Below are 21,242 nucleotides of genomic sequence, written 5' to 3'. Positions count from 1 at the left end.
CTAGTCTCTCTAAACCTAGGGCGAGCTCGTGAACATTTATCACGTATTTTCCTGTGGGATTAATGAGCTTTGAGTAAGCAAGCCTCTTTAGCAGGGATGCTAAAGCGGAGCCATCAGGGATGATTTTACGGCGTCTTGCGCAATCAAAGTTCATTAACTCTTAGTACATGATTGATAATCAATCACTCACTCATACGCTCGCCCTGTCCATAACCCCCAGCTAACTTGCGACTGCCAATAGAAAATGCCAGATGATAGGCGACTATCCACACACTACAGGCAAAAGAAAGCCAGCACTGTGGCTGGCTCTCTCAGCTGAAGAATAAAACGAATTAGTTCTTCAATTGGCTATCTAGAAATGCCGCCAAAGACTTATATAAATGGTTACGCACTTTCTCACCGCGCATCGAGTGCTTAGAGCCAGGGTAATCCATCATTTGGAATAACTTACCGTCATCTTGCAGCGCTTTATACACACGGGTACTGTTTTCAAACAATACGTTGTCATCAGCCATACCGTGATACATCAACAAACCAGACTTATAGCCGCCAACATAAGGCATCACGCTGCTGGCGTCATAACCAGCTTTGTTGGTTTCTGGGTGCCCCATATAACGCTCAGTGTAATGCGTATCGTATAAACGCCAATCAGTTACTGGCGCACCAGAGATAGCCGCTTTAAAGTAATCTGGCGCTTTGAACTGGCTCAATAATGCCATGTAACCACCATAGCTGTGACCATAAATAGCGATATTGTCACCATCAACAAAAGGTAAGCTGCGTAGGTAATCAACACCGACCATTTGATCGCGCACCTCGGCTTCACCCATGTTTTGATAAATCACATATTCAAACTGAGTGCCACGATTTGCTGAGCCGCGGTTATCTAGCTGAAATACCACATAGCCGTTTTGCAATAGATACTGACTAAAGTAATCAGCCTCACTCCAGCTGTTAGTTACGGTTTGCGCATGGGGGCCACCGTATACACGCACCAGCACAGGGTATTGCTTGGTTGAGTCAAAATCTGTTGGTTTAAATAAGCGGTATTGCAACGTTTGACCATCATCAGCACTCAACGTACCAAACTCAGGCATTTGCCAAAGGCCTGCATGAGCATATAGCGGATGATCTTTATCTAATTGGTTTTGCTCAACCCAGGCAATATGCTGACCATTTTGCTGATGCAGGCTCACCTGTGGAGGTTGCATTAAGCTGCTGAAATGATCGATATAAACCGGCTTGTTATGGGCAAATACTGCGTTGTGCATACCCGCACGAAACGACAGTTTCTCTATACTATCTGCGCCTTGCTTAAGGTTTACTCGGTAAATATGGCGCTCTACGACACTGTCTTTACGACCAGTGAAGTACACCCAGCCACTAGCTTCATCAACATACTCTAGGGCATCAACCGCCCAGTCACCTGTAGTCAATTGAGTAAGCTTGTTGCCATTGTCTTCAACTAGATAAAGGTGCTTAAAGCCACTGCGCTCAGAGCCCCAAATAAAGCCTGCTTGCTGTTTTAAGAAGTGCAAATCGTCATTGATATTAACCCAGGCTTTGCTGCGCTCTTCAATCACTACCTTGGAGCTTTTATTATCAAGATCAGCGATACGCAGATCTAACGCTTGCTGACTTCGATTTTGCCACTGGTAAGATAAATGTTTGCTATCTGGCAGCCACTTAACCCTTGGTAGATAAATGTCTTTATCTTTACCTAAGTCAATCCAATCAAGTTTATTAGAGCTTAGGTTAATCACCCCAAGCTCAATCTCGACATTAGCTTTACCAGCATAAGGGTAACGCTGCTCAGTAAGCTTAATGCCATCAGCGTAAATCTCATTACGGGTAACCAGCTCAACGCCTGATTCGTCAATACGGGTAAAGGCAATCTTGGTTTCATCTGGCGACCACCAGTACCCTGTCATGCGATCCATTTCTTCCTGAGCCACAAACTCAGCCATGCCATATTTAATTGCACCGCCACCGTCCGTGGTTAACGCTTTAAGCTTGCCTGTCTCTAGCGACAACAAGTAGATGTTCTGCTCGCGAATAAACGAAACATAATGGCCTTTTGGCGATAAACGCGCATCAGTCGCAAAGCCGTCACCAATATCAAGTTTGCGCACTTGATTATTTGCCACTTGATACAAATAAAGCTGCCCAGATGCTGGAATTAAAATCGCCTGACTGTCTTCAGACCAAAAGTACTCCATGATCCCTTGACCATAGATGCGCTGACGCTCTCGGCGGGCTTTTTCTTCATCGGACAACTCACCACTAGCTAGCTTGTCCGCATCAATCAGCACACTGCGCTCACCAGTGGCAATATCTAGCTGCCATAAATCATAAAAGCTTTGATTATCATCGCGACCAGCTAGATAAGTGACACGGCTACCATCTGGCGACATTTGCAAGCCACGAGGGCTGGCACCTGCAAGCGCTGGCGATTGATGAATACGCTCAATCGTTAATGGCGTATTATCGCCTGTAAGCGCAGTTAATGGTGCTGTAGTCGAATACTGGCTAGTTACACTAGATTGAGATTGAACAGATTGAGACATATCAAGACCCACCTTAGATTGAGATGGCGCAACTGAAGCACTCTGACACCCGCCCGTTAAAGCCAGTGCCACGGTCAAAGCGAGAGGAGTTAGCAGCTTGGTCTTAGCCTTCCCTCGTTTCCATGAAGTTATCATTATTATTCCTTGGCATAAGATTTTACGCAGTCAATCTACCTGAAAAGCGCAGGCTATTGCAAAAAGCCTTATCACAACGCTGAAATAGTCATCGTTTTGCGCTATTATCCGCGGCAATTATAAAAATTCGCTTTTGGGCAGTTCCTCAGCCTTTAAGCCCACGACCTTAACCCGACTAGTCTTAGGAAATATCCATGCAAAATTTGGCTCAAACCCTAACAGCTCAAGCTGTTAACGCCTCTTTAGCTGACTTACTACTTACTTTAGCTGACACCTCAAAAGCCATTAGCCAGGCTGTACGCCACGGCGCATTAGCTGGTGTATTGGGTGCCACTGAGCAAGAAAATGTTCAAGGTGAAACACAAAAGAAATTAGACGTGATCACTAACGACATGCTTAAAGATGCGCTAAAAGCAGCCGGCAACGTACGCGGTATTGCATCGGAAGAAGAAGACTATGTGGTTGAAGCCGACAAAGACGGCGAATACCTAGTTTGTTTTGACCCACTAGATGGCTCGTCAAACGTTGATATCAACTCACTCGTTGGTACCATTTTCTCAGTATTGCCAGCGCCGCAAGGTGAGCTTACCGAGCAAAGCTTCCTGCAAAAAGGTCGCAACCAGGTTGCGGCAGGTTACGTACTTTACGGTCCGTCAACTATGATGGCATTAACCACAGGTAACGGCACTCAGTTCTATACCCTAGACCCTAAAACCGGTGAGTTTTTACTAACCGAAGAAAAAGTCGCAATTACTCCAGATACCGGTGAGTTTGCTATTAATATGTCGAACCAACGCTTCTGGGAAGCGCCAATGCAAACCTATATTGCAGATCTAGTGCTAGGTAAAATTGGCCCGCGTGAGCGTTCTTTCAACATGCGTTGGATTGCCGCTATGGTTGGCGATGTACACCGAGTATTATGCCGCGGCGGCATCTTCACCTACCCAACAGACAACAAGAATCCAAACAAGCCATTCAAACTACGCTTAATGTACGAAGCGAACCCAATGGCATTGCTTGTTGAACAAGCTGGCGGTAAAGCATCGACGGGTTACGAAACTATTTTGGATATCGAGCCACAAGAAATTCACCAACGTGTGGCAGTGATCTTAGGTAGTGCTAACGAGGTTGATGTATGTCTTAGCTATCACGACCAAGACTACGCCGGTGAGCCTGAAGTCGAGTAATATTGAGCTTTACTCATTAGCACTTACAAATACTAAAACCGCCTCCATTGTGAGGCGGTTTTTTATTGTCTATTGCCAGTTGTCTACAGCCAACTAAATGCAGGATATTGAGGCAACACTAGCTCCTTGTTAGGGTTTGCAGCTAACTCCGCCTGTAGACGATATATGTCTTTTTGCAGTTGTACGCGGTACTTCCACACTTCTGTGGCGACCTTGGTTAGCTGTTTGTCATCTGCTATACCAGCACGTACTTGCGCCCAAATTGGTCTTTGATAATCGTAAGCTTGTTTTAACTTATCGGTTTGTTGTGCGATAAACTCATCAAGCTGTGCATTGGTTGTAGGTGCTTGCCAGGGCGCATCGCCAATACTTGCGAAATAACTCACGTACTCAGCTTGCGGCACACTATGGGCGCTTTGCCACTTAGATACACTGTTATAGTTGAGCACCTTATTTGTTTTAGGCTCAATTACGAGCACAGTTGGCGTACCAAAAATTGCTGGATAACCATATTGCTGCGCCACATGATGCAAGTCGTCAAAATAGGCTACATCGACTAGCTCAACCACAAAGCGCTGCGCCACTATTGCTTGCATTTCATCTGACGACAAGTTCGCAATAAAGCCTCGGCTGTCATGGCACCACTGTGCCCCCATCACTAACATCAGCAATTTATTGCTTTCAATCGCTTGCTGCTTGGCCGCATCGATATCTGCAAGATAATTGTTGTTCGCGGTAAATTGGTATTTGTCTAACGTGGTTGGCAGTGAATGGTCGCTGTGGTGCTCTTTGCTATGCTGATTTGAGCTACAAGCACTTAACGCTAGTATCGACATTGATACCAAACCGATTGCTACTGCTTTTGACTTGAAAGGCTTTAACGATAAGTGCCTTAAGGCAACTAATTTCATTGAGATATCCTTATTCTTCGTTTTACCAATCGTAGGCTTCACTTCTCTATCAGTATCAAACTCATATAAAAGCAATAAAGCCTGCGAATGCAGGCCTTATTATGTTGTAACTCAAAGCGATAAACAATCTAGCTGTTATTCACTAAATGCTTAGCGAAAGCACCGTAAAACACTACTCACCATCTGCCACTTGGTGTGGTTTTTCCGTTTGGTCAACAATGGTTAGTACAGCTGTATCACCCACAACGTTACATGAAGTTAGGATCATATCGATTAGACGGTCTAACGCGGCAACGATGGCAAAGGCTTCTACTGGTAAACCCATTTGGTGAATAAGCACACCAATCATTACCATGCCGCCGCCAGGAACGCCGCCTGCACCGACAGAAAGCAAGAACACACTAAACAACAATGCTGGAATTTGCTCACCGCTGATAGGCATACCAAAAGCGTTTGCCACAAAGAAAATCGCAATGGTGATATAAATCGACACACCGCCCATATTCATGGTTGCCCCAAGTGGCACACCAAAACCCGCTACCGCGCGATTAACGCCAAGCTTGTCGGTTAGGGTGCGCATGGTGACAGGAATGGTTGCGTTTGAGCTTGCAGTTGAAAGCGAGAATAAAATCTGCTCGCGGGTTTTCTCACGAAACTGCTTGGCACTCACCTGAGTGAAAAATGCCACAGCGTATGGATACACAACAAAAATCCACAGCAATAACAGCCCTAAAATAAGTACCAGATACTGCACCACGCTAACAAAGATTTCAGGCTCTAATGTCGCGCCAAGCTTAAACATCAAGGCAAACACACCAATTGGCGCAAGATTCATTACCACGCTAATCAGGCGCATCATAATGATATTGGCCGTTTTAAAGCCTTTTACTGCACCGCTAGCAGCTTCGCCAAGTGATTTGATCACACCACCAAGTAGCAGCGCCATAAAGATAACTTGCAGCATATTGCCTGAGGTAAAGGCAGAGAATGGATTATTTGGCACAATATTGACGATCAGCGTCATCAGGTTTGGCAGCTCAGTGGCGGTAATTTCCACCCCGCCACTACTGCTCATATCAACACCTTTACCCGGCTCAATCAGCATAGCCACAGTAAATGCAGCAGTGATCGCCACTAAAGTATTGATGATATAAAAGCTAAAGGTTTTGCCACCAAGGCGACCAAAGCTCTTTAAATCTTGAAGCTCACAGACGCCACAAACGATACTGACAAATACCAGTGGCACCACCAGCATCATGATCATATTAACGAACATCTTACCGATGCCGCTGGCAATATTGACTAAGGTTTCAGAAAAGAAGGCTATATCGTTAAGTGCAAATTGCACCAAACTTCCCAGCATAACGCCCAAAAACAGGCCGATAAAAATTCGAGTCGATAACGCGTTTTTCATTGTTTTGGATTCCCCAAATACCGGCTTAAGCCAGCTTATTATGTTTGTGTCACTCAACCTTTACTCAAAAATACACCTGGCGCTTGTCCTAAGCTGCACTAATTCTGAGGAGCGTTAATCCATAACAGCATCTAGAGCAAAAGCGATGAATGACCAAGGATACTGAAACAAAGATTTTGATAATTCAATCGTTAATAACTGATTACTTGAAGCTGAAAGTGTAACCACAACCGTAAAAACCAATAAAATATTGATTTTATTAAAAATTAAATCAAACCATTATGTTGTGCGATATTTTCATTAGATTTAGGCTCCACACGCAGCAGAAATATCTACCAACTACTAGTTAATCCAAAGATCAACCCAGCAAATTTTGAACAATGAGATAAAGCTGTTACAGCTGTGCTAGCAAGGAATATATAGTTCGCACTATTAGAGTTACTCAGATGCAAACAAAGCGAGTCAGTGTTGTGAGAGAAACGTAAACACCCAGTTATTGCCAACAAGTTCTAGTCAATACTTCCAAGTAAATTACACCTTATGAAGAAGATGGATTTGCGCAACTTCTCTAAAGGAGGCTTAGTCTAACCAGCTAGAGATATAGCTTAGAGTTCAATGACATTTAAAGCCGTTGAAAACAGGGATGTTTTCGTCGAGCCCACAGGATGTGCTTGCTGCGTGCTTTAAATTTCATTGCAACGTCAGCTAACTATTTTAGGTGTCAGATGTGAAGGACATTAGAATTTGTAGACAAACCCTGAACAAATCCCCCCAAACTGAAGTAGGTGGTTTAGAGGGAAAATTAAAAAGGCCGCACTCACTATCAGCGATAGCATGAGTGCGGCCTAAGGTATGGCTTGATGTAAGTCTGGTAACAACTAATTCAGGGTCGACGTATAAAAAGTGCCTAGCTAACCCTTCTTTAAGCCAACCAAAGCTCAACATCGTGAATGATGAAGTTGCCGTCATAAACCGGATGCGGCTCGCCTTTAGCTTCGAGTTCAAAATATTGCTTGTGCTCAGCAGGCAAGCCCTCATAACCACCAATCACCTGATAGATCCAGCTTTCGCTGTCCCAAGGTAATTGCTTGTCGTTTAAATACTCTAATGCTGACTGCGCCTTGCCCGAATCAATAATCGAGCAGAAATACTCATCCACAGCCTGTTTTAGCGGGTTATCTGGAATAGCAAAATCTTCTGCGCCATCGAGCGAAATCGCCATATCGGTTTCACGCACTTTAACCGTAGAATCATCGCGATTGATGGTTTTAATGCGTGACACCATATCCATCAGCTCTAATTCATGCTGAGCGTTGTGTACATCTACATGAGCAGGAGCCAGCAGCGACTCGGCATAGTTAAACAAGGTAGGCACTTGTTTGTGAGCAACATGATCGCTGACCTGATAATCTGGGTGTAAATCGGTATGTAGCAACCAACCTTTAAGCAACTTAGTGCGCCCTTGAATTTGCCTAAAGCGGCCAAGTAACTCAAATAAACGCGCCTGCACCACACTGAGCTCTTGGGTACATTGGCTCAAGGTTTCTTGCAAGCTGGTGACTAGCAGGCGGCGTAAATCACGTACATCGCCAGCAATTTCAGCCAGCTCACTAAACTGGAACATTTCCAGGCCATTTAGCAGCTCAGTAACCTGACTTTGGGCTAACTCGTTTTCACGAATTTTGGCGCTAATGCTACCCACATAACCAAACTCGTTGTTAATCCGCCCCCAAAGGACACGAATCGAGTAACGAAGACTATCGGTAAAGCTATAAACATGTTCGCTAAGGTCGGCAAGGTAGGCCTCACTGGCACTGTAATCACTATTAAAACGGGCTTCTTTATAGTGATTCGCCAGCGTCTTAATTGTGGCGAGCGATGAGCCGACATTAGAGTCAATTTGGCGATTACGCTCATCACTTAACGCTTCTTCTAATAGCGCTCTAACTGAGCGCTTTAGGCGTAAATCTTGGTCGGCCTCTGGTCGCCATAAAATGCCGCTTTTTCGCAGTTTCTCGATGGTTTTCTCATCATGCTGAGTTTCATTAACTGAGCCCGACAAATACACGTCCATGACCACGTCTGCATGACGACCAAGCTGCCTAAGTAACTTGACCCCAGCAGCATGCAAGTTGCTACTCATAGTAAGTCCCTTTGACTGGCAGTTTCGGCTTGCGCTTCAAGGTTTAAGCCTTCGGTTTCATCAATAAAACGAATCACCTCATACAAGTAATCAATCTTACCCGTAGCGATATATAATTGCTTTTCGGCGTTAGGTTTAGTTAAAAAGCCAAGCTCTAACAAACGCTTAAATACCAGCTTTAGCTGACCATCGCTCGAACTTGAGCTTGAACCAAACAAACGATAACTGGCAAGCTTGGCGAGCTGCTCACTAAATGCTGGGGTGTCTTCAATTTGTGCTTGTAGATCGGTTAAGCGAATTGGCATGCCCTCACGTAGTGGCTCGTCTTGGCCATTGGCTTCTTGCACCAACACTAGCCACTCAACCAACGGGATCAACGCTGAGCAGATCTCTTTAAACTGGCTTGAAATTACCTGTCTTTCCGCATCGCCAAGTTGCAGATAACCACAAAAGAACACATCGCCCTCGCCTGCGCTGCACACGGTGCGATTAATTTGATTCAGGTATTGCTCTACTCGCTCACGGGTTTGCGGGCTTTTTAGGGCACGCCAGCCATCTTCGTTAGTAACCTGACAAATAAACTCGCCTTTAAGCAGCTGTTCAATTAACACGCCTGTACCGACTAATACGGAGTCTGATGACGTTGAGTTAAGTTGCGACATTATGCCATCTCCTCGTTAGTTGATTGTGGTTGCTTGGCTTGTTGATGGGCGGCTAAACGCTCTGCAAGCGGGTTAGATTTAGGTTTCACCACCTGCAGTTTACGAGTTTGCTTATTAATAATGTAACGGTTGGCAAACAGGCTTAATACTTCTGACTCAGGGTTCGGGAAAGCGCCTAACACACTGATGTCATTGTTCTCACAGGCATCAAAAATCTTCTTCACGTTACCGTGGTGCAGCGTGCCTAGCTCATCGATTGGCCAGTGAATGGTAACATCGGCCTTGCCGCGCAGTAGGCGGGTAAAGGCGAGCAAGAACTTACATAAAATCAGGTAAGCCATACCATGACTCGATGATTCATTGAGCTGGCGGTCGGTGCGAATAACTAAGTCGCTATTGCCCTCTTTAAGGCGCAGCTCAATTTCTAACAGCTTAGCAATGCCACCTGTTAGCGCGGCGCGGCCGATAATCTCCAATGCCCGGCGCATGCTATTGGTGTAGTTCTCATCTGGCAACGCGCTAAAGCTGTCGGCTTTCCAGGCCTGGAAGGCTTTGACAAAAACTTCTAGCTCAGGCCAGAACTCTAACTCACTGATGCGGGAGCGAATTTTAACTGCAGATTCTGACACGCCATCAAGGAATAACTCTTCGCCCACTTCACGGGTAATACGTGCGCTTTGGCTGGCAATGCGGCGGTCAATATCAGCAAGTACGTCGTAGAATGCGGTTAAGTCGACGCCGAAAATGCGCCCTTGCTCTTTAATCGCCATAATCGACTGCGGCACCATCACGTTGAGCAATTGGTCAAGCTGCGGCACTAGCTTGCGATAATCTAAGATGCGAATGCCTTTGTCATTGGTAAAGCTCGACTCTTCGCGGGCTCGCTCCCAAAACTCTGCCAAGCTCGAACCAGACTTGCTGGCAATCACGCTGTCAAAGTGCTCAACGTATTGCTTGACTGAGCCAAGTAGATAGTCTCGTTTGAGGAGTAAATCTTCACCTTGACGCAAACGCTCACCAATACCGCCGCAGGCTTGCTCATCTGCTTTTGGTAGCTTCAGCTCCGCCAGTTTACGCATCACTGCACGTAACTTAGTGAGGTTTTCAGAGGCTTCAATTTGCGCGGCATCGCACAACTTACGGGCGGCTTCTAACTCATTGCGACGAGTTGCAACTTCTGCAGACTTTTGCTTTAGCTGTTGGTCAAGCTCAAGGGCTGCACGTTTAACCTCAGCAAGTTGCGTTTGCAAAGTTGGCTTGCGTTGCAGCCAGGTGTGTTGATACCAGTCATCATAACGTAATACGTCACTGCGGCGCTGCTCTGCATGACTAACCTTGCCCTCAAGCTCACGAATTTGCTGCTTAAGCGCGATAATCTTATCTTCATCAACCCCGCGAGATTTAAGCTCGTCCTTATACCAGGTTTCACAAGCCTTTTGCTCTTGCTTGGCGTGTTGGCGGCGCTGGTCAATATTGGCTTTGATTTGCCCTAATTGATTATCAATGGCGCCAATCACTTCTTGCCAGTAGGCGTTTTTCTCCATCTTGGCTTCAAGGGCTTGCTCTTGCTGCTCTTCAAGCCAGTTTTGATGCTGATTAACTAATTGCTTTAACTCGTTATCGATGCGCGTTAAGCCTTTGCTAGCCTGAGTTTTACGTTCGGCAAGGGCGGCATTAATCGCTTGCTGCTCATTGCGCTTTTCTTCAAATAAGCGGCGCACATCTTCGCGGCTATTCTTATACGCAGTGCGGGCAAAAGTCAGCTCGCGAACAATCTTATCAAGCGCATCATTCATGCTAATAAGTTGCTGCTCAGCCTCAGCTTTGGCTTCTTGTGCGGTCTTGAGTACATCTTGCGCTTTATCAAGGGCGATACGCAGATCTTGCTCAGACTGGGCATAATCAGGCAGGTCGATAGCGGCTAAATCTAGGTTAACGCCAAACAGCGAGCTTGCATCAGCTGCTTGCTCACTCGCGGCTAAGCTTGGGTGTAAGTCGCTGCGGTGCAGTAGCTCAGGGGCAATCACTTTACCGAAGGTTTGCTCCCAGCCATCGGCCTCTTTACGCAAAAACTCAAGTAGGGTGTGCGATTGTGGGAACAGCATATGTTCCAACTCTTCTTTGGCTTGCTCGGCTTCATTTACGCGAATGCCGGTTAAGCGCAGCGCTTCATTAGCCTGCTCGCGAAGACGTCTTTGTTTGGCTTCTTCTTTGGTCAGGCGCTCTACTTGAGCGTTACACGCCTCTTGCTCATCATCGGCATTGGCAATACGCTCATCGAAAATGGCTAAACGGGTTTTCTCATCTTCTGTGTAGGTGACACTATTCACCTGATGATTAAGCTCAACGCGCTGCAATTTAAGTTGATGTTGTTGCTCAGTATATTTGGCTTTACCAGCATCGGTTTGCTCACGCCATTGCTGCTCTAATTTGGCTAAATCATCATTGGCTAACTCTCTCTGCTCATCACGCTGTTCACGCTGAGTGTCTTGCTCTTTGTGCAGCTTATCTAGCTCACGAGCTAACTGCTCACCAATTTTACTGCGGCGGGCATTGTATGCAGCTTCAATATCCTGATGTTTCTCGGTTTGTAGTTTGTGACGCTCTTGCAAACTTTCAACATCACTGCGCCAGCTTGGCAGACTGTCTAAATCCGCTTTGGCTTGCTCGATATCGGCATCTAAAAAGGCGGCGTGCTTGTCTTCAATGGCATCAAGTTCTTGCTCATAGCTTTGCACAGCGCCGTTAGCGGCTGAAATTTCCTGATTTAACTCATCACGGATTTCTTTCCATTCGCTATCAAGATCAGCAAGTTGGCTATTAATAGCTTTAGCTTCGGCTTGATTGTCTTCTTGACGCTTAGCTTCAATGGTTTCATCCGCTTTATAACCTTCAGACAGGCTAGCAAGACGCAGCTCGGCGCTAAGCAGTTGGTCAAACTCTAGCGATAGCTTTTCATACTCTGGGCGAATTTGCTCAAATCCTTGCACTAATTGGCTTTCACGGATCCAGGCCTCAACTTTTTGCGGATTTATACGTGACGCAGGCGGGTTCACACCGTCTTCTTCTAGAATGGCGGCAATCATGGATTTCACTGTTTCCATCTTGCCCTCTTTTGAGTGCACCGCTTTAGCCAGTTTTTCAATGTGCCTTAGGCTATGCTCGGCTTCGCACAAAGAGAACTGGCGAGCATAACCGCGTAGTTCGCTGCGATTACCACCAGTAGATAGTAAGCTGCGATCGTTTTGGATGATCGCTCTAAACTCACGAGTATTCAAAAGGTTAGTATGAGGGATTTTTTTGCGGCGCATGTCACGACCAAGATCGGCCATCGAATGACACACTATGGTGTCGCCATTACGACTTTTGATGTAATCGTCTAGCTCAAAACCCTGGGCGATAAAACGATAATTTACCCCTTTACCATCACCAGCTGATGACAATACGGCTTGATACAGCAAACCATCATTCTTATGATACTCATAAATGATGTAGCTTGAGTCGTGAGGTAGATACCAACGCTCGAAACTGTCGCGGGTTGATGGCACAACGCGACTTGGATATTCACCATAAAATACTGGTACCAAGCGTTGTAGAGTGGTTTTACCCGAAGCGTTAGTACCACAAATATTGGTGTGACCGTCAAGGGCGAGTTCAACAACACCCGGCAGGTGGGTGTTAATTAGAATAATTCGTTTCAAGCTTGGCATGAGAGTCCTTTGCAAACAGAGCTTATACCAATCAGCACAAGTATATGGGCATTGTTATTTATCCCGATCGGTATTAATGCGCGTGTAAACCGCGTTTAGATTGGCATTAAGTTAAATCAAACCACTTGGGTTCGCAATTGATTGCGCGATGATACGCTAGTTTGCTCACGAATAATGGACAACAAAGCAGCAGTTGGTGGGTTGCGAGGCATCAAGCCTCAATCTTGGGCTACAAACTTTCTTGGTTGGTGAGTGCAAAAACAGAAAAGCTGACACACTCACGTGTATCAGCCTTTTGGATCTATTTGCAATTATTGGGGCAGCCTATAGCATTTATGCCGCGAATTCTTCGACCGTCTCACCTTGACGAATAAGATAATCAAATGCGCCAAGTGATGCGGTTGCGCCGCTGCCCATGGCAATAATAATTTGCTTATATGGGCTGTTGGTCATATCACCAGCGGCAAATACACCCGGAATAGATGTTTGACCGCGAGCATCGACAATCACTTCACCGCGTTCTGTCATTTCAACTACGCCGCGCAGCCACTCAGTGTTTGGCACTAAACCGATTTGCACAAACACACCTGCAAGCTCAACATGATGACTCTGATCTGTTGCACGGTCTGTGTACTGCAAGCCAGTCACTCGCTTACCATCACCTAGCACTTCTGTGGTCATCGCCTGAGTAATGATGGTGATATTACCCATAGAGTTTGCTTTGCGTTGCAGTACTTCGTCAGCACGCAGTTTGCTATCAAATTCAAGAACGGTAACGTGCTCAACAATGTTTGCAAGGTCGATTGCTGCTTCAATACCTGAGTTACCGCCGCCAATCACAGCTACGCGCTTACCTTTAAATAATGGGCCGTCACAGTGCGGGCAATAAGCTACACCTTTGCCGCGATATTCTTGCTCACCAGGTACGTTCATTTCGCGCCAGCGGGCACCAGTTGCCAAAATCACAGATTGACTCTTAAGCTCTGCGCCGTTTTCAAGCCCTAGTTTGATCTTGCCATCTTGAGCAAGCTCAATCGCGCGCTGATTTTCCATGATATCAACATCATAGTCGCGCACATGGCTTTCAAGGTTTGCCACCAACTTAGGGCCTTCGGTTTTCGATACCGAAATAAAGTTTTCAATACCAACAGTCTCAGCGACCTGACCGCCAAATTTGTCAGCAACGACGCCGGTATTTAAGCCTTTACGTGCTGCGTAAATCGCTGCCGCTGCACCAGCTGGGCCGCCGCCAACAACTAATACATCAAAATCATCTTTTTGGTTAAGCGCTTCAGCCTGACGAGCACCTGAATTAACATCGATCTTATTGAGAATTTCAGCAACGCTAATCGCGCCCACAGAGAAAGGCTCACCATTTAAGAATACAGACGGTACTGACAAGATATCGCGCTGTTCGACTTCCTCTTGGAATAACGCACCGTCAATCATCACATTGGTGATATTTGGGTTTATCGCCGCCATCATGTTTAACGCCTGAACGACCTCAGGGCAAGTTTGGCAGCTTAGCGACACGTAAGTTTCAAATTGGTATTTACCCGGCAGCGCTTTAATTTGCGCAATCACGTCATCAGCGAGTTTGATGTCGTGACCGCCCGTATGCAGCAGCGCTAAAACCAGTGAGGTAAATTCATGCCCCATTGGCAAGCCAGCAAAGGTAATATTGGTTTGAGTTTGTTGACTTTGAATACTCATGCTTGGTGAGCGCTTACCTTGCTCATTACGCACACTCACTAACTCGTGCACATCAACAATATCTTGTGCAAGTGAAGCAAGCTCTGCAGATTTGTTGCTGTCGTCAGTTGATAGCACCAACTCAACTGGGCGCTTTAAGTGTTGCATGTATGACTTCAGTTGGTTTTTTACGTTGGCATCAAGCATAACGACTCCTTACAAAGCATAAGTCTGTAATAAAAAATAAGTTTGGGGTGCCAGCTGCCGGGTGATGAAGTCGACAACCAGCTGGAGAGAAGATGAATTTTATAGTGAGGGTAAGCCGCCCCCACTTAGTTGCAAACTGGGTAGATTTGCAATTTTCGCCGGCTAATCCTTTAGCCGACAGGGTTAGTCTGAATAGAGACTAAGAGTTAGATTTTACCAACTAGGTCGATAGATGGAGCTAGTGTTTCTTCACCTGGCTGCCATTTAGCTGGGCAAACTTCACCGTCGTGGTTAGCAACGTATTGTGCAGCTTGAATTTTACGAACTAGTTCTGAAGCGCTACGGCCAATACCTAGGTCATGGATTTCAGCAACTTTAACTTCACCTTCAGGGTTCATTACGAAAGTACCGCGTAGTGCAAGACCGTCTTCTTCAATCATCACGCCGAAGTTGCGAGTGATTTGGCCAGTTGGGTCACCGATCATTGGGTAGTTGATTTTACCGATAGTGTCAGAGCTTGCGTGCCATGCTTTGTGAGTGAAGTGAGTGTCAGTAGATACTGAGTAAACTTCAACGCCCATTTCTTGAAGCTGTGCGTAATGGTCAGCCATGTCACCTAACTCAGTTGGACATACGAATGTGAAGTCCGCTGGGTAGAAGAATACAACAGACCACTTACCTAGTAGGTCTTGCTCAGTGACTTCAACAAACTCACCGTTGTGGAATGCAGTTGCTTTGAATGGCTTGATAGTGCTGTTGATGATTGATTGTGTCATGTTTAACTCCATTAAGTTGGCAATTTTTAAACTTGCTGGCATACAAGTTAATTAAGTACTGCGGCGTGGCTCATTAAAAAGTAATTTGCTTGCCGTGTTTCGATGGAGATAAGAATAGCGAGGGTTGATGATTATGTATAACGGACAAAATCTATCATCGTAATCGGTTTTTCTGCAGAACCGATTAATGTTGAATTAAGTAGCGATTAGGATGAGTTTTAGTGCATTTTTACGTCAAATGCACTAGAACGATGGTGATGATATTGACTAGCGCTAAAGCAAATTACACAAATTGCCTAAACCCACTCATCAAAACGCGTCAGTACCCGAGCAATATTAAAATCAAGCTGCTGAGACAACTCCTGCAAGGCAGCTTTGTTGTTGGCAAGGTTAAAGTTGCAATCGACCTGACTAGCAAAAATAACCCAGTTGCCGCTGCCAGTAAGGCAAGCGTAAACATGGTTGAATTGGCTTTGTAACCGCTGCTTTAACGCATCATCTTTACTGTGCTCTTTCCAACAGTTAAGCACCAACAAGCCACCTTGCTTAAGTTTGGCCTGGCATTGCTCAAAAAACGCTGACGATACCTGCTGTCCATCTACACCTTGCTCGCTATAGATGTCTGCGAAAATAATGTCGACCTTCTTATGCTCTGCGCTGGCGATAAACTCAAGCGCATCTTGGTTCACCAGTTTAAGCTTTTTGCCGATTGGCAATTGAAAGAAGCGTTTGGCAGCCTCAATGACAGGCGCGCGAAGTTCAACGGCAGTCATCTTAATTGCAGAATCATAGTGCTTTAGTGCATGAACCAGCGCCCCGCCGCCAAGCCCAAGAATGATGGCACTTTTTGGCGTGTTGAAAAGCAGTGCTGCCAGCATGGCTTGAATATAAGTATGCTGTGGTAAATGTGGGCTGGCTTTATCAAGCTTTGACTGCTCGTCATTGTCGCCAAAAGCAAGTACGCGGTATTGACCATCATCGAGTACGGTTAACTCACCATATTCATCATTGGCGCGGTGGATCGGTTTAAATTCTGACATGGACTGCTTCTGATGGTATCTATCTAAATTGGTATAAGTCAAAAACGCAAACAGCCTTGTGAAAGCCATTTGCGCTTAACGAGATTGGATAAAAAATCTGGTGGTTCTAATTTAACGTGCGTTGGAAAAAACTCACCGCCTGTTGGTACATTTGTAGTGCAAGCGCTGGGTCATACCTATCGCCTTCATCACGCATAAATGCATGTTGAGCGTTAACTTCAAGCCAGCTAAAGTTAGCCTCAACTTTTTCCAACTGTTGATAAATTTGCTTGCGCCCTGCACTTGAAACATGGGGGTCTTGCTTACCAAATATCATCATTAACTCACCGCTTATATCTGCAGCACGCGATAATGAGTCATTGCCTTGCTCACAGGGTAAGGTGTTTGAATGAATGTCAGTAGCATACAAACAAAATGCGCTGCTAATATCTTGATTTAATGCCGCTCTAAACGCTAGGTGACCACCAATACACACGCCCATCGCTCCTACCTGGCTAGTGCAATAGGTTTGGCTGCGAGCAAACTCGATCAAAGCTCTAGTATCACTGTCATGATGCTCAAGTGGCTTAGTAAACTTGTCTTGGTTGCCCTTGTCCTTCCCCGTATCGTCATAGGCAAGCACTGTACCGATTGGGTTTAACTCATGAAATACCTCAGGCACCAGCACCACAAATCCGTGACCTGCCATCATCGCTGCTGAGCGACTGATTGGTCCGGTGATTTGGAAAATCTCGGAGTAGAAAATGACGCTAGCAAATTGACCAGCTTGATTAGGGCGATAAACCCGAGTACGCATTACACCCGTTTCAGTCGCAATGTCATGGATTTCTTGCACTATGTTCATATTTGCCTCACCGCCATTCCAAATCAGCCAGCCCTAAACCAAAAAAGGAGCTCTAGTGAGCTCCAATTTAGCAACTATCTTATCGAGTTAACACAGCTCGTTACCTGATTTCTCACCTTTATCTAGCGCATCAACATTATTTAGCGTGGTTGAAGCAATGGCATTCAAGGCTTCTTCGGTTAAGAAGGCTTGGTGACCGGTGAAAATCACGTTGTGACAAGCAGATAAACGTCTAAATACATCGTCACGAATAATTTCGCTCGATTTATCCTCGAAGAACAAGCCTTTCTCGTTCTCATAGACGTCTAAACCTAGGGAGCCAATTTGCCCCTCTTTTAATGCTTCCATTGCGTCAATAGCATTGAGCAAGCCACCACGACTTGTGTTAATCACCATCACACCTTGCTTCATTTTGGCAAAGCTCTCTGCGTTCAGTAGATGATGGTTATCAGCAGTTAACGGGCAATGCAGACTAATGATGTCGCACTGCGGGTACATTTCTTCAAGGCTAATGTATTCAACACCTAAATCTTTTACCGCTTGGCTTGGATATGGGTCATACGCGAGCACCTTACAACCAAACCCTTGCAAGATTTTAATGGTGGCTAATCCGATTTTACCTGTACCAATCACGCCTACTGTACGGCCAAACATGTTAAATCCAACTAAGCCCGCTAGGGCAAAGTTAGCATCACGGGTACGTTGATAAGCTTTATGGATTTTACGGTTAAGCGTAAGCATTAATGCAACGGTATGCTCAGCAACCGATTCTGGTGAGTAAGCCGGCACGTTAACAACTTGCATACCAAGACGCTTGGCAGCATCAAGATCAACATTGTTAAAGCCAGCACAACGCATAGCGATCACCTTAGTGCCGCCTTTTGCAAGCTCAACTAACACTTCCTCACATAGTGAGTCGTTTACAAACGCACAAACCACCTCGTAGCCTTCGGCTAGTTTTACGTTTTGCATACACAAGCGGTAATCGAAGTACTCAATTTGCGCACCCACTTGCTCATTTGCCTGATTAAAATGACGAATGTCGTATGGCTTAGCGCTAAAAAATCCGATTCTCATATCAAACCCTACTCGACCTGCGAGAGTTAAAAGCTATTACTGACTACAATTCTAATCGACAGCATTATTTTTGTCGTTAATAAGCCGAAGTTATAGTGGATATTTGTGATCAGACTTAGGATGGGTTTGTATTTAACCTGAACTCGGGATAAGGAAGTGTCAATGACTCTCTCGTCCAGAGTTACACCTAGCATTAAGTTTCTAACGAGATAGTTTTGTTTAGTTCAAGGCGAAGCTGCGCGTCAATAGCTAGCCTATTGCAAGTAGCTTCAACGCAGAAATAGACAAAAATAGCCGTTAGAAACCGGTTTATTATCCCGAGAGCAGGTTATGTACACTGTCATAAATATGTCGAGTTAATCACAAATCACTTAACCGATAACATTTCACTGCCCCATGTCAGTACCATGATTACATACAAGGCGCTTGATTTGTTTTAACATGTCCAAGAAATAAATCTTTAAAGACTAGGGCCTGTTGATCTTTGCTGATTAGAATTTGTTCGAATTAAAAGCACTTTAATCGCGGCGTGAGCGATGACGTCTAGTCACCTACACGAATTAGCTCACAACAAAGAGTAAAGTGCTTTTAAACGAACCTTTCAGGCAGCGCTTGTTGTCATTTCTACTGCGTTAACGACTTATCATGTGGAACAACCACACATCAAAGTCGCTGCCTTGTATAAATTTCCAACAAGCCGCTGCAAAAATAATCTTGAAAGATCAATAGGCCCTAACAGACCCTGATCTAGGCTAAGTTAATGAAACACAAACCAGCAAATAACCTATCGGAAGTGAACTTTTGGTTGCAACGACTGAGTAAAACCAGTCTACGTGCCATTCATATCATGGGGATTGTAGGTGCTGGTGGCGGCATTATTGTTGGTGCCGACAAGCAATTGTGGATCAACTACTGGATAGCAGCCATGGTAACAGGGTGCCTATTACTTGCCTGGGAAGTGATTCGCGATTGGCGCTGGTTAATCCAACTCAAAGGTGTACTCACTTTAGTTAAAGTCGCCATGCTCGCACTGTTCATCCCACTCGCAGAATTTAAAACCGAGATATTCTTATTCATCATTTTGCTATCTGTTGTGGTCTCTCATGGGCCAGCCGGATTAAGACACTACTCAGTGGTACACCGCAAAAAAATTGATACCAAAAAAGAAATCAAAGGTTAGCCTCCCCCCCACCAAGTTAGATTAAATAGTTAAGCAGCAGGTGCACCTAAGTTGTCAGTTAGTTTATAGTTAGGTTAACTATCGACCAATTAGGACAGTGGATGTTTCCTTACCCAGATCAATACCGATTAGCAGTGCCACCTATTATTACCTCCATCATGGTGGTTTGGGCACTGTTTGCCCAATTGGTGTTTGCTGATGCAAGCCCTTTTGCGCTGTACCCACTGTTTAGCTTGTTTCCCGCGGTTATCGTTAGCCATGTTTACATGACTTGGGTAGCACAAGGCATTTCACGGTTAGATCAATTCTTCTACAGCCTAGTCCATATCCCGTTATCTTTTGTTGTGTGGACTTTCACCATTATGCATGTCAACGGTAATGGTTTTTCCTAAAGACTTGCACCTAAGATAAGCACCCAGTATGGTGTCGCCGAACAAATTGCAGAGACGTTTATGGCTGACTTCCTATATACCCCTCCAACCGAGCCCTGGTTAGATATCATTCATCAAGATCGAGATATCATAGTGCTCAATAAGCCTTCAGGGATCCTTTCAGTGCCAGGGCGTCAGGCGCAATACCACGACAGTATTTATAGCCGAGTAGTAGCCGAGCACCCTAACGCGCAAATTGTTCACCGTCTCGATATGGCAACCTCTGGCGTTATAGTATTAGCGCTGCGCAAAAACGCCGAGCGAGAACTGAAAAGGCAATTTCGAGATCGCGAAACCAGCAAAACCTACTATGCTCGCGTCGCCGGACATTTAAAGGCGGTAGATAAAGTATCCTACCCATTAGTATGTGATTGGCCCAACCGCCCGAAGCAGAAGGTTTGTTTTGAAACAGGCAAACCAAGCGAGACCTTGGTAGACATTATCAGCTATGGTAAACGCTCAACTTTAGTTAAACTCACGCCAATTACCGGCCGCTCGCATCAATTACGAGTACATATGATGGCACTAGGTCACCCTATTCTTGGGGACGGCTTCTATGCTGACGGCGCAGCCAAGCGCTTATCCCCAAGACTACTGCTGCATGCTAGCCATCTGCAAATCGCGCACCCATATTCAGGTAAACCAATGACTTTTGAAGCGCCAGTTCCTTTTATTGAGGCATCTGAGCAGCAGTAAAAAGATTCAACATCGACAACGCTTGAGTATTTTTAGCTAGAGATCTACAAACATAATCCGTAAATTATCCATATTAGATAAACCGATGGATAATTTACTATGGATACTTCATTCAGCCGCGACCAGCTTGATAACCAAATTTTAGAAGCACTAATGCAAGACGCGCGTACGCCATTTGCTGAACTTGCTAAACGCTTTGGTGTTAGCGCTGGCACCATTCACGTGCGCGTAGAGAAGATGAAACAAGCCGGCATCATTACCGGTGCGCAAATTACCGTAAACCCAAAAGCACTGGGTTATGACGTTTGCTGTTTTATTGGCATTAACCTAAAAAGCGCCGGCGATTACCCTTCAGCCCTTGCAAAACTCAACGCTTTAGAAGAAGTCGTTGAAGCTTATTACACCACCGGCAACTACTCAGTTTTTGTAAAGGTAATGTGCCAATCGATTGATGGGCTGCAACATGTATTGATTAATCGGATTCAATCGATTGACGAAATTCAATCAACCGAAACACTGATTAGCCTGCAAAACCCCATTGTACGAGCGGTTAAACCTTAGACAATTTGG

Annotated in this window: 16 protein-coding genes; 5 read left to right on the top strand and 11 right to left on the bottom strand. The window is 45.3% G+C overall.

Features of this window, described 5'->3' with window-relative positions; genetic code table 11:
* Nucleotides 1–332: 332 nt before the first annotated feature.
* Complete coding sequence (locus G3R49_RS01585) at nucleotides 333–2,567, bottom strand: S9 family peptidase (RefSeq protein ID WP_167868879.1); 2,235 nt, start codon at nucleotides 2,565–2,567, stop codon at nucleotides 333–335.
* A gap of 329 nt (nucleotides 2,568–2,896) precedes the next feature.
* Here G3R49_RS01585 and G3R49_RS01580 point away from each other — a divergent pair, with 329 nt between their 5' ends.
* Nucleotides 2,897–3,889: a class 1 fructose-bisphosphatase gene (locus tag G3R49_RS01580; protein ID WP_167868446.1), complete on the top strand. Its 993-nt coding sequence runs from the start codon at nucleotides 2,897–2,899 to the stop codon at nucleotides 3,887–3,889.
* Between the two features lie 83 nt (nucleotides 3,890–3,972).
* Here the strand turns inward: G3R49_RS01580 and G3R49_RS01575 are convergent, their stop codons facing one another.
* The 10 genes from G3R49_RS01575 to G3R49_RS01530 all read right to left on the bottom strand — a co-directional run bounded on the left by G3R49_RS01575 (nucleotide 3,973) and on the right by G3R49_RS01530 (nucleotide 18,365).
* Nucleotides 3,973–4,800 carry a thioredoxin family protein gene (locus G3R49_RS01575; protein ID WP_167868445.1) on the bottom strand — a complete coding sequence of 276 codons (828 nt, stop codon included), beginning with the start codon at nucleotides 4,798–4,800 and terminating at the stop codon, nucleotides 3,973–3,975.
* Between the two features lie 172 nt (nucleotides 4,801–4,972).
* Complete coding sequence (locus tag G3R49_RS01570; protein ID WP_130598883.1) at nucleotides 4,973–6,214, bottom strand: dicarboxylate/amino acid:cation symporter; 1,242 nt, start codon at nucleotides 6,212–6,214, stop codon at nucleotides 4,973–4,975.
* A 922-nt stretch (nucleotides 6,215–7,136) separates the two neighbouring features.
* Nucleotides 7,137–8,357: a phosphoenolpyruvate carboxylase gene (locus G3R49_RS01565; RefSeq protein ID WP_167868444.1), complete on the bottom strand. Its 1,221-nt coding sequence runs from the start codon at nucleotides 8,355–8,357 to the stop codon at nucleotides 7,137–7,139.
* Nucleotides 8,354–9,019 (bottom strand): hypothetical protein, encoded by a 666-nt coding sequence (locus tag G3R49_RS01560; protein WP_130598887.1) that lies wholly within the window; start codon nucleotides 9,017–9,019, stop codon nucleotides 8,354–8,356. Before G3R49_RS01560 ends, G3R49_RS01565 begins: the two co-directional genes overlap by 4 nt.
* Nucleotides 9,019–12,729 carry an ATP-binding protein gene (locus G3R49_RS01555; protein WP_167868443.1) on the bottom strand — a complete coding sequence of 1,237 codons (3,711 nt, stop codon included), beginning with the start codon at nucleotides 12,727–12,729 and terminating at the stop codon, nucleotides 9,019–9,021. Before G3R49_RS01555 ends, G3R49_RS01560 begins: the two co-directional genes overlap by 1 nt.
* Nucleotides 12,730–13,062: 333 nt before the next feature.
* On the bottom strand, nucleotides 13,063–14,628 hold the full coding sequence (gene ahpF / locus G3R49_RS01550; RefSeq protein WP_167868442.1) for an alkyl hydroperoxide reductase subunit F: 1,566 nt from the start codon (nucleotides 14,626–14,628) through the stop codon (nucleotides 13,063–13,065).
* Between the two features lie 206 nt (nucleotides 14,629–14,834).
* On the bottom strand, nucleotides 14,835–15,404 hold the full coding sequence (ahpC, locus tag G3R49_RS01545; protein ID WP_130598893.1) for an alkyl hydroperoxide reductase subunit C: 570 nt from the start codon (nucleotides 15,402–15,404) through the stop codon (nucleotides 14,835–14,837).
* A gap of 296 nt (nucleotides 15,405–15,700) precedes the next feature.
* Nucleotides 15,701–16,444, bottom strand: a complete 744-nt coding sequence (locus G3R49_RS01540) for a spermidine synthase (protein WP_167868441.1) — start codon at nucleotides 16,442–16,444, stop codon at nucleotides 15,701–15,703.
* 106 nt (nucleotides 16,445–16,550) lie between these two features.
* Nucleotides 16,551–17,288 carry a dienelactone hydrolase family protein gene (locus G3R49_RS01535; RefSeq protein ID WP_167868440.1) on the bottom strand — a complete coding sequence of 246 codons (738 nt, stop codon included), beginning with the start codon at nucleotides 17,286–17,288 and terminating at the stop codon, nucleotides 16,551–16,553.
* Between the two features lie 87 nt (nucleotides 17,289–17,375).
* Nucleotides 17,376–18,365: a 2-hydroxyacid dehydrogenase gene (locus G3R49_RS01530; protein ID WP_130598897.1), complete on the bottom strand. Its 990-nt coding sequence runs from the start codon at nucleotides 18,363–18,365 to the stop codon at nucleotides 17,376–17,378.
* Between the two features lie 760 nt (nucleotides 18,366–19,125).
* On the opposite strand from G3R49_RS01530, the gene G3R49_RS01525 reads away from it, so the two are divergent.
* From G3R49_RS01525 to asnC, 4 genes are all read left to right on the top strand, one after another.
* Nucleotides 19,126–19,545, top strand: coding sequence for a hypothetical protein (locus G3R49_RS01525; RefSeq protein ID WP_167868439.1), 420 nt, complete (start codon nucleotides 19,126–19,128; stop codon nucleotides 19,543–19,545).
* Between the two features lie 101 nt (nucleotides 19,546–19,646).
* A complete protein-coding gene (locus G3R49_RS01520) occupies nucleotides 19,647–19,937 on the top strand; it encodes a hypothetical protein (protein WP_167868438.1) in 291 nt (96 codons plus the stop codon).
* Nucleotides 19,938–19,997: 60 nt separating this feature from the next.
* On the top strand, nucleotides 19,998–20,672 hold the full coding sequence (gene rluA / locus G3R49_RS01515) for a bifunctional tRNA pseudouridine(32) synthase/23S rRNA pseudouridine(746) synthase RluA (RefSeq protein ID WP_130598903.1): 675 nt from the start codon (nucleotides 19,998–20,000) through the stop codon (nucleotides 20,670–20,672).
* Nucleotides 20,673–20,771: 99 nt separating this feature from the next.
* Nucleotides 20,772–21,233 (top strand): transcriptional regulator AsnC, encoded by a 462-nt coding sequence (gene asnC / locus G3R49_RS01510; RefSeq protein ID WP_130598905.1) that lies wholly within the window; start codon nucleotides 20,772–20,774, stop codon nucleotides 21,231–21,233.
* The last annotated feature ends 9 nt before the right edge of the window (nucleotides 21,234–21,242 follow it).

It is taken from the genome of Shewanella sp. WXL01 (assembly GCF_012263345.1).
Taxonomy (GTDB): domain Bacteria; phylum Pseudomonadota; class Gammaproteobacteria; order Enterobacterales; family Shewanellaceae; genus Shewanella; species Shewanella maritima.
Note: the sequence above shows the minus strand (reverse complement) of the source record. Positions and strands in the feature narration are given on the sequence as shown.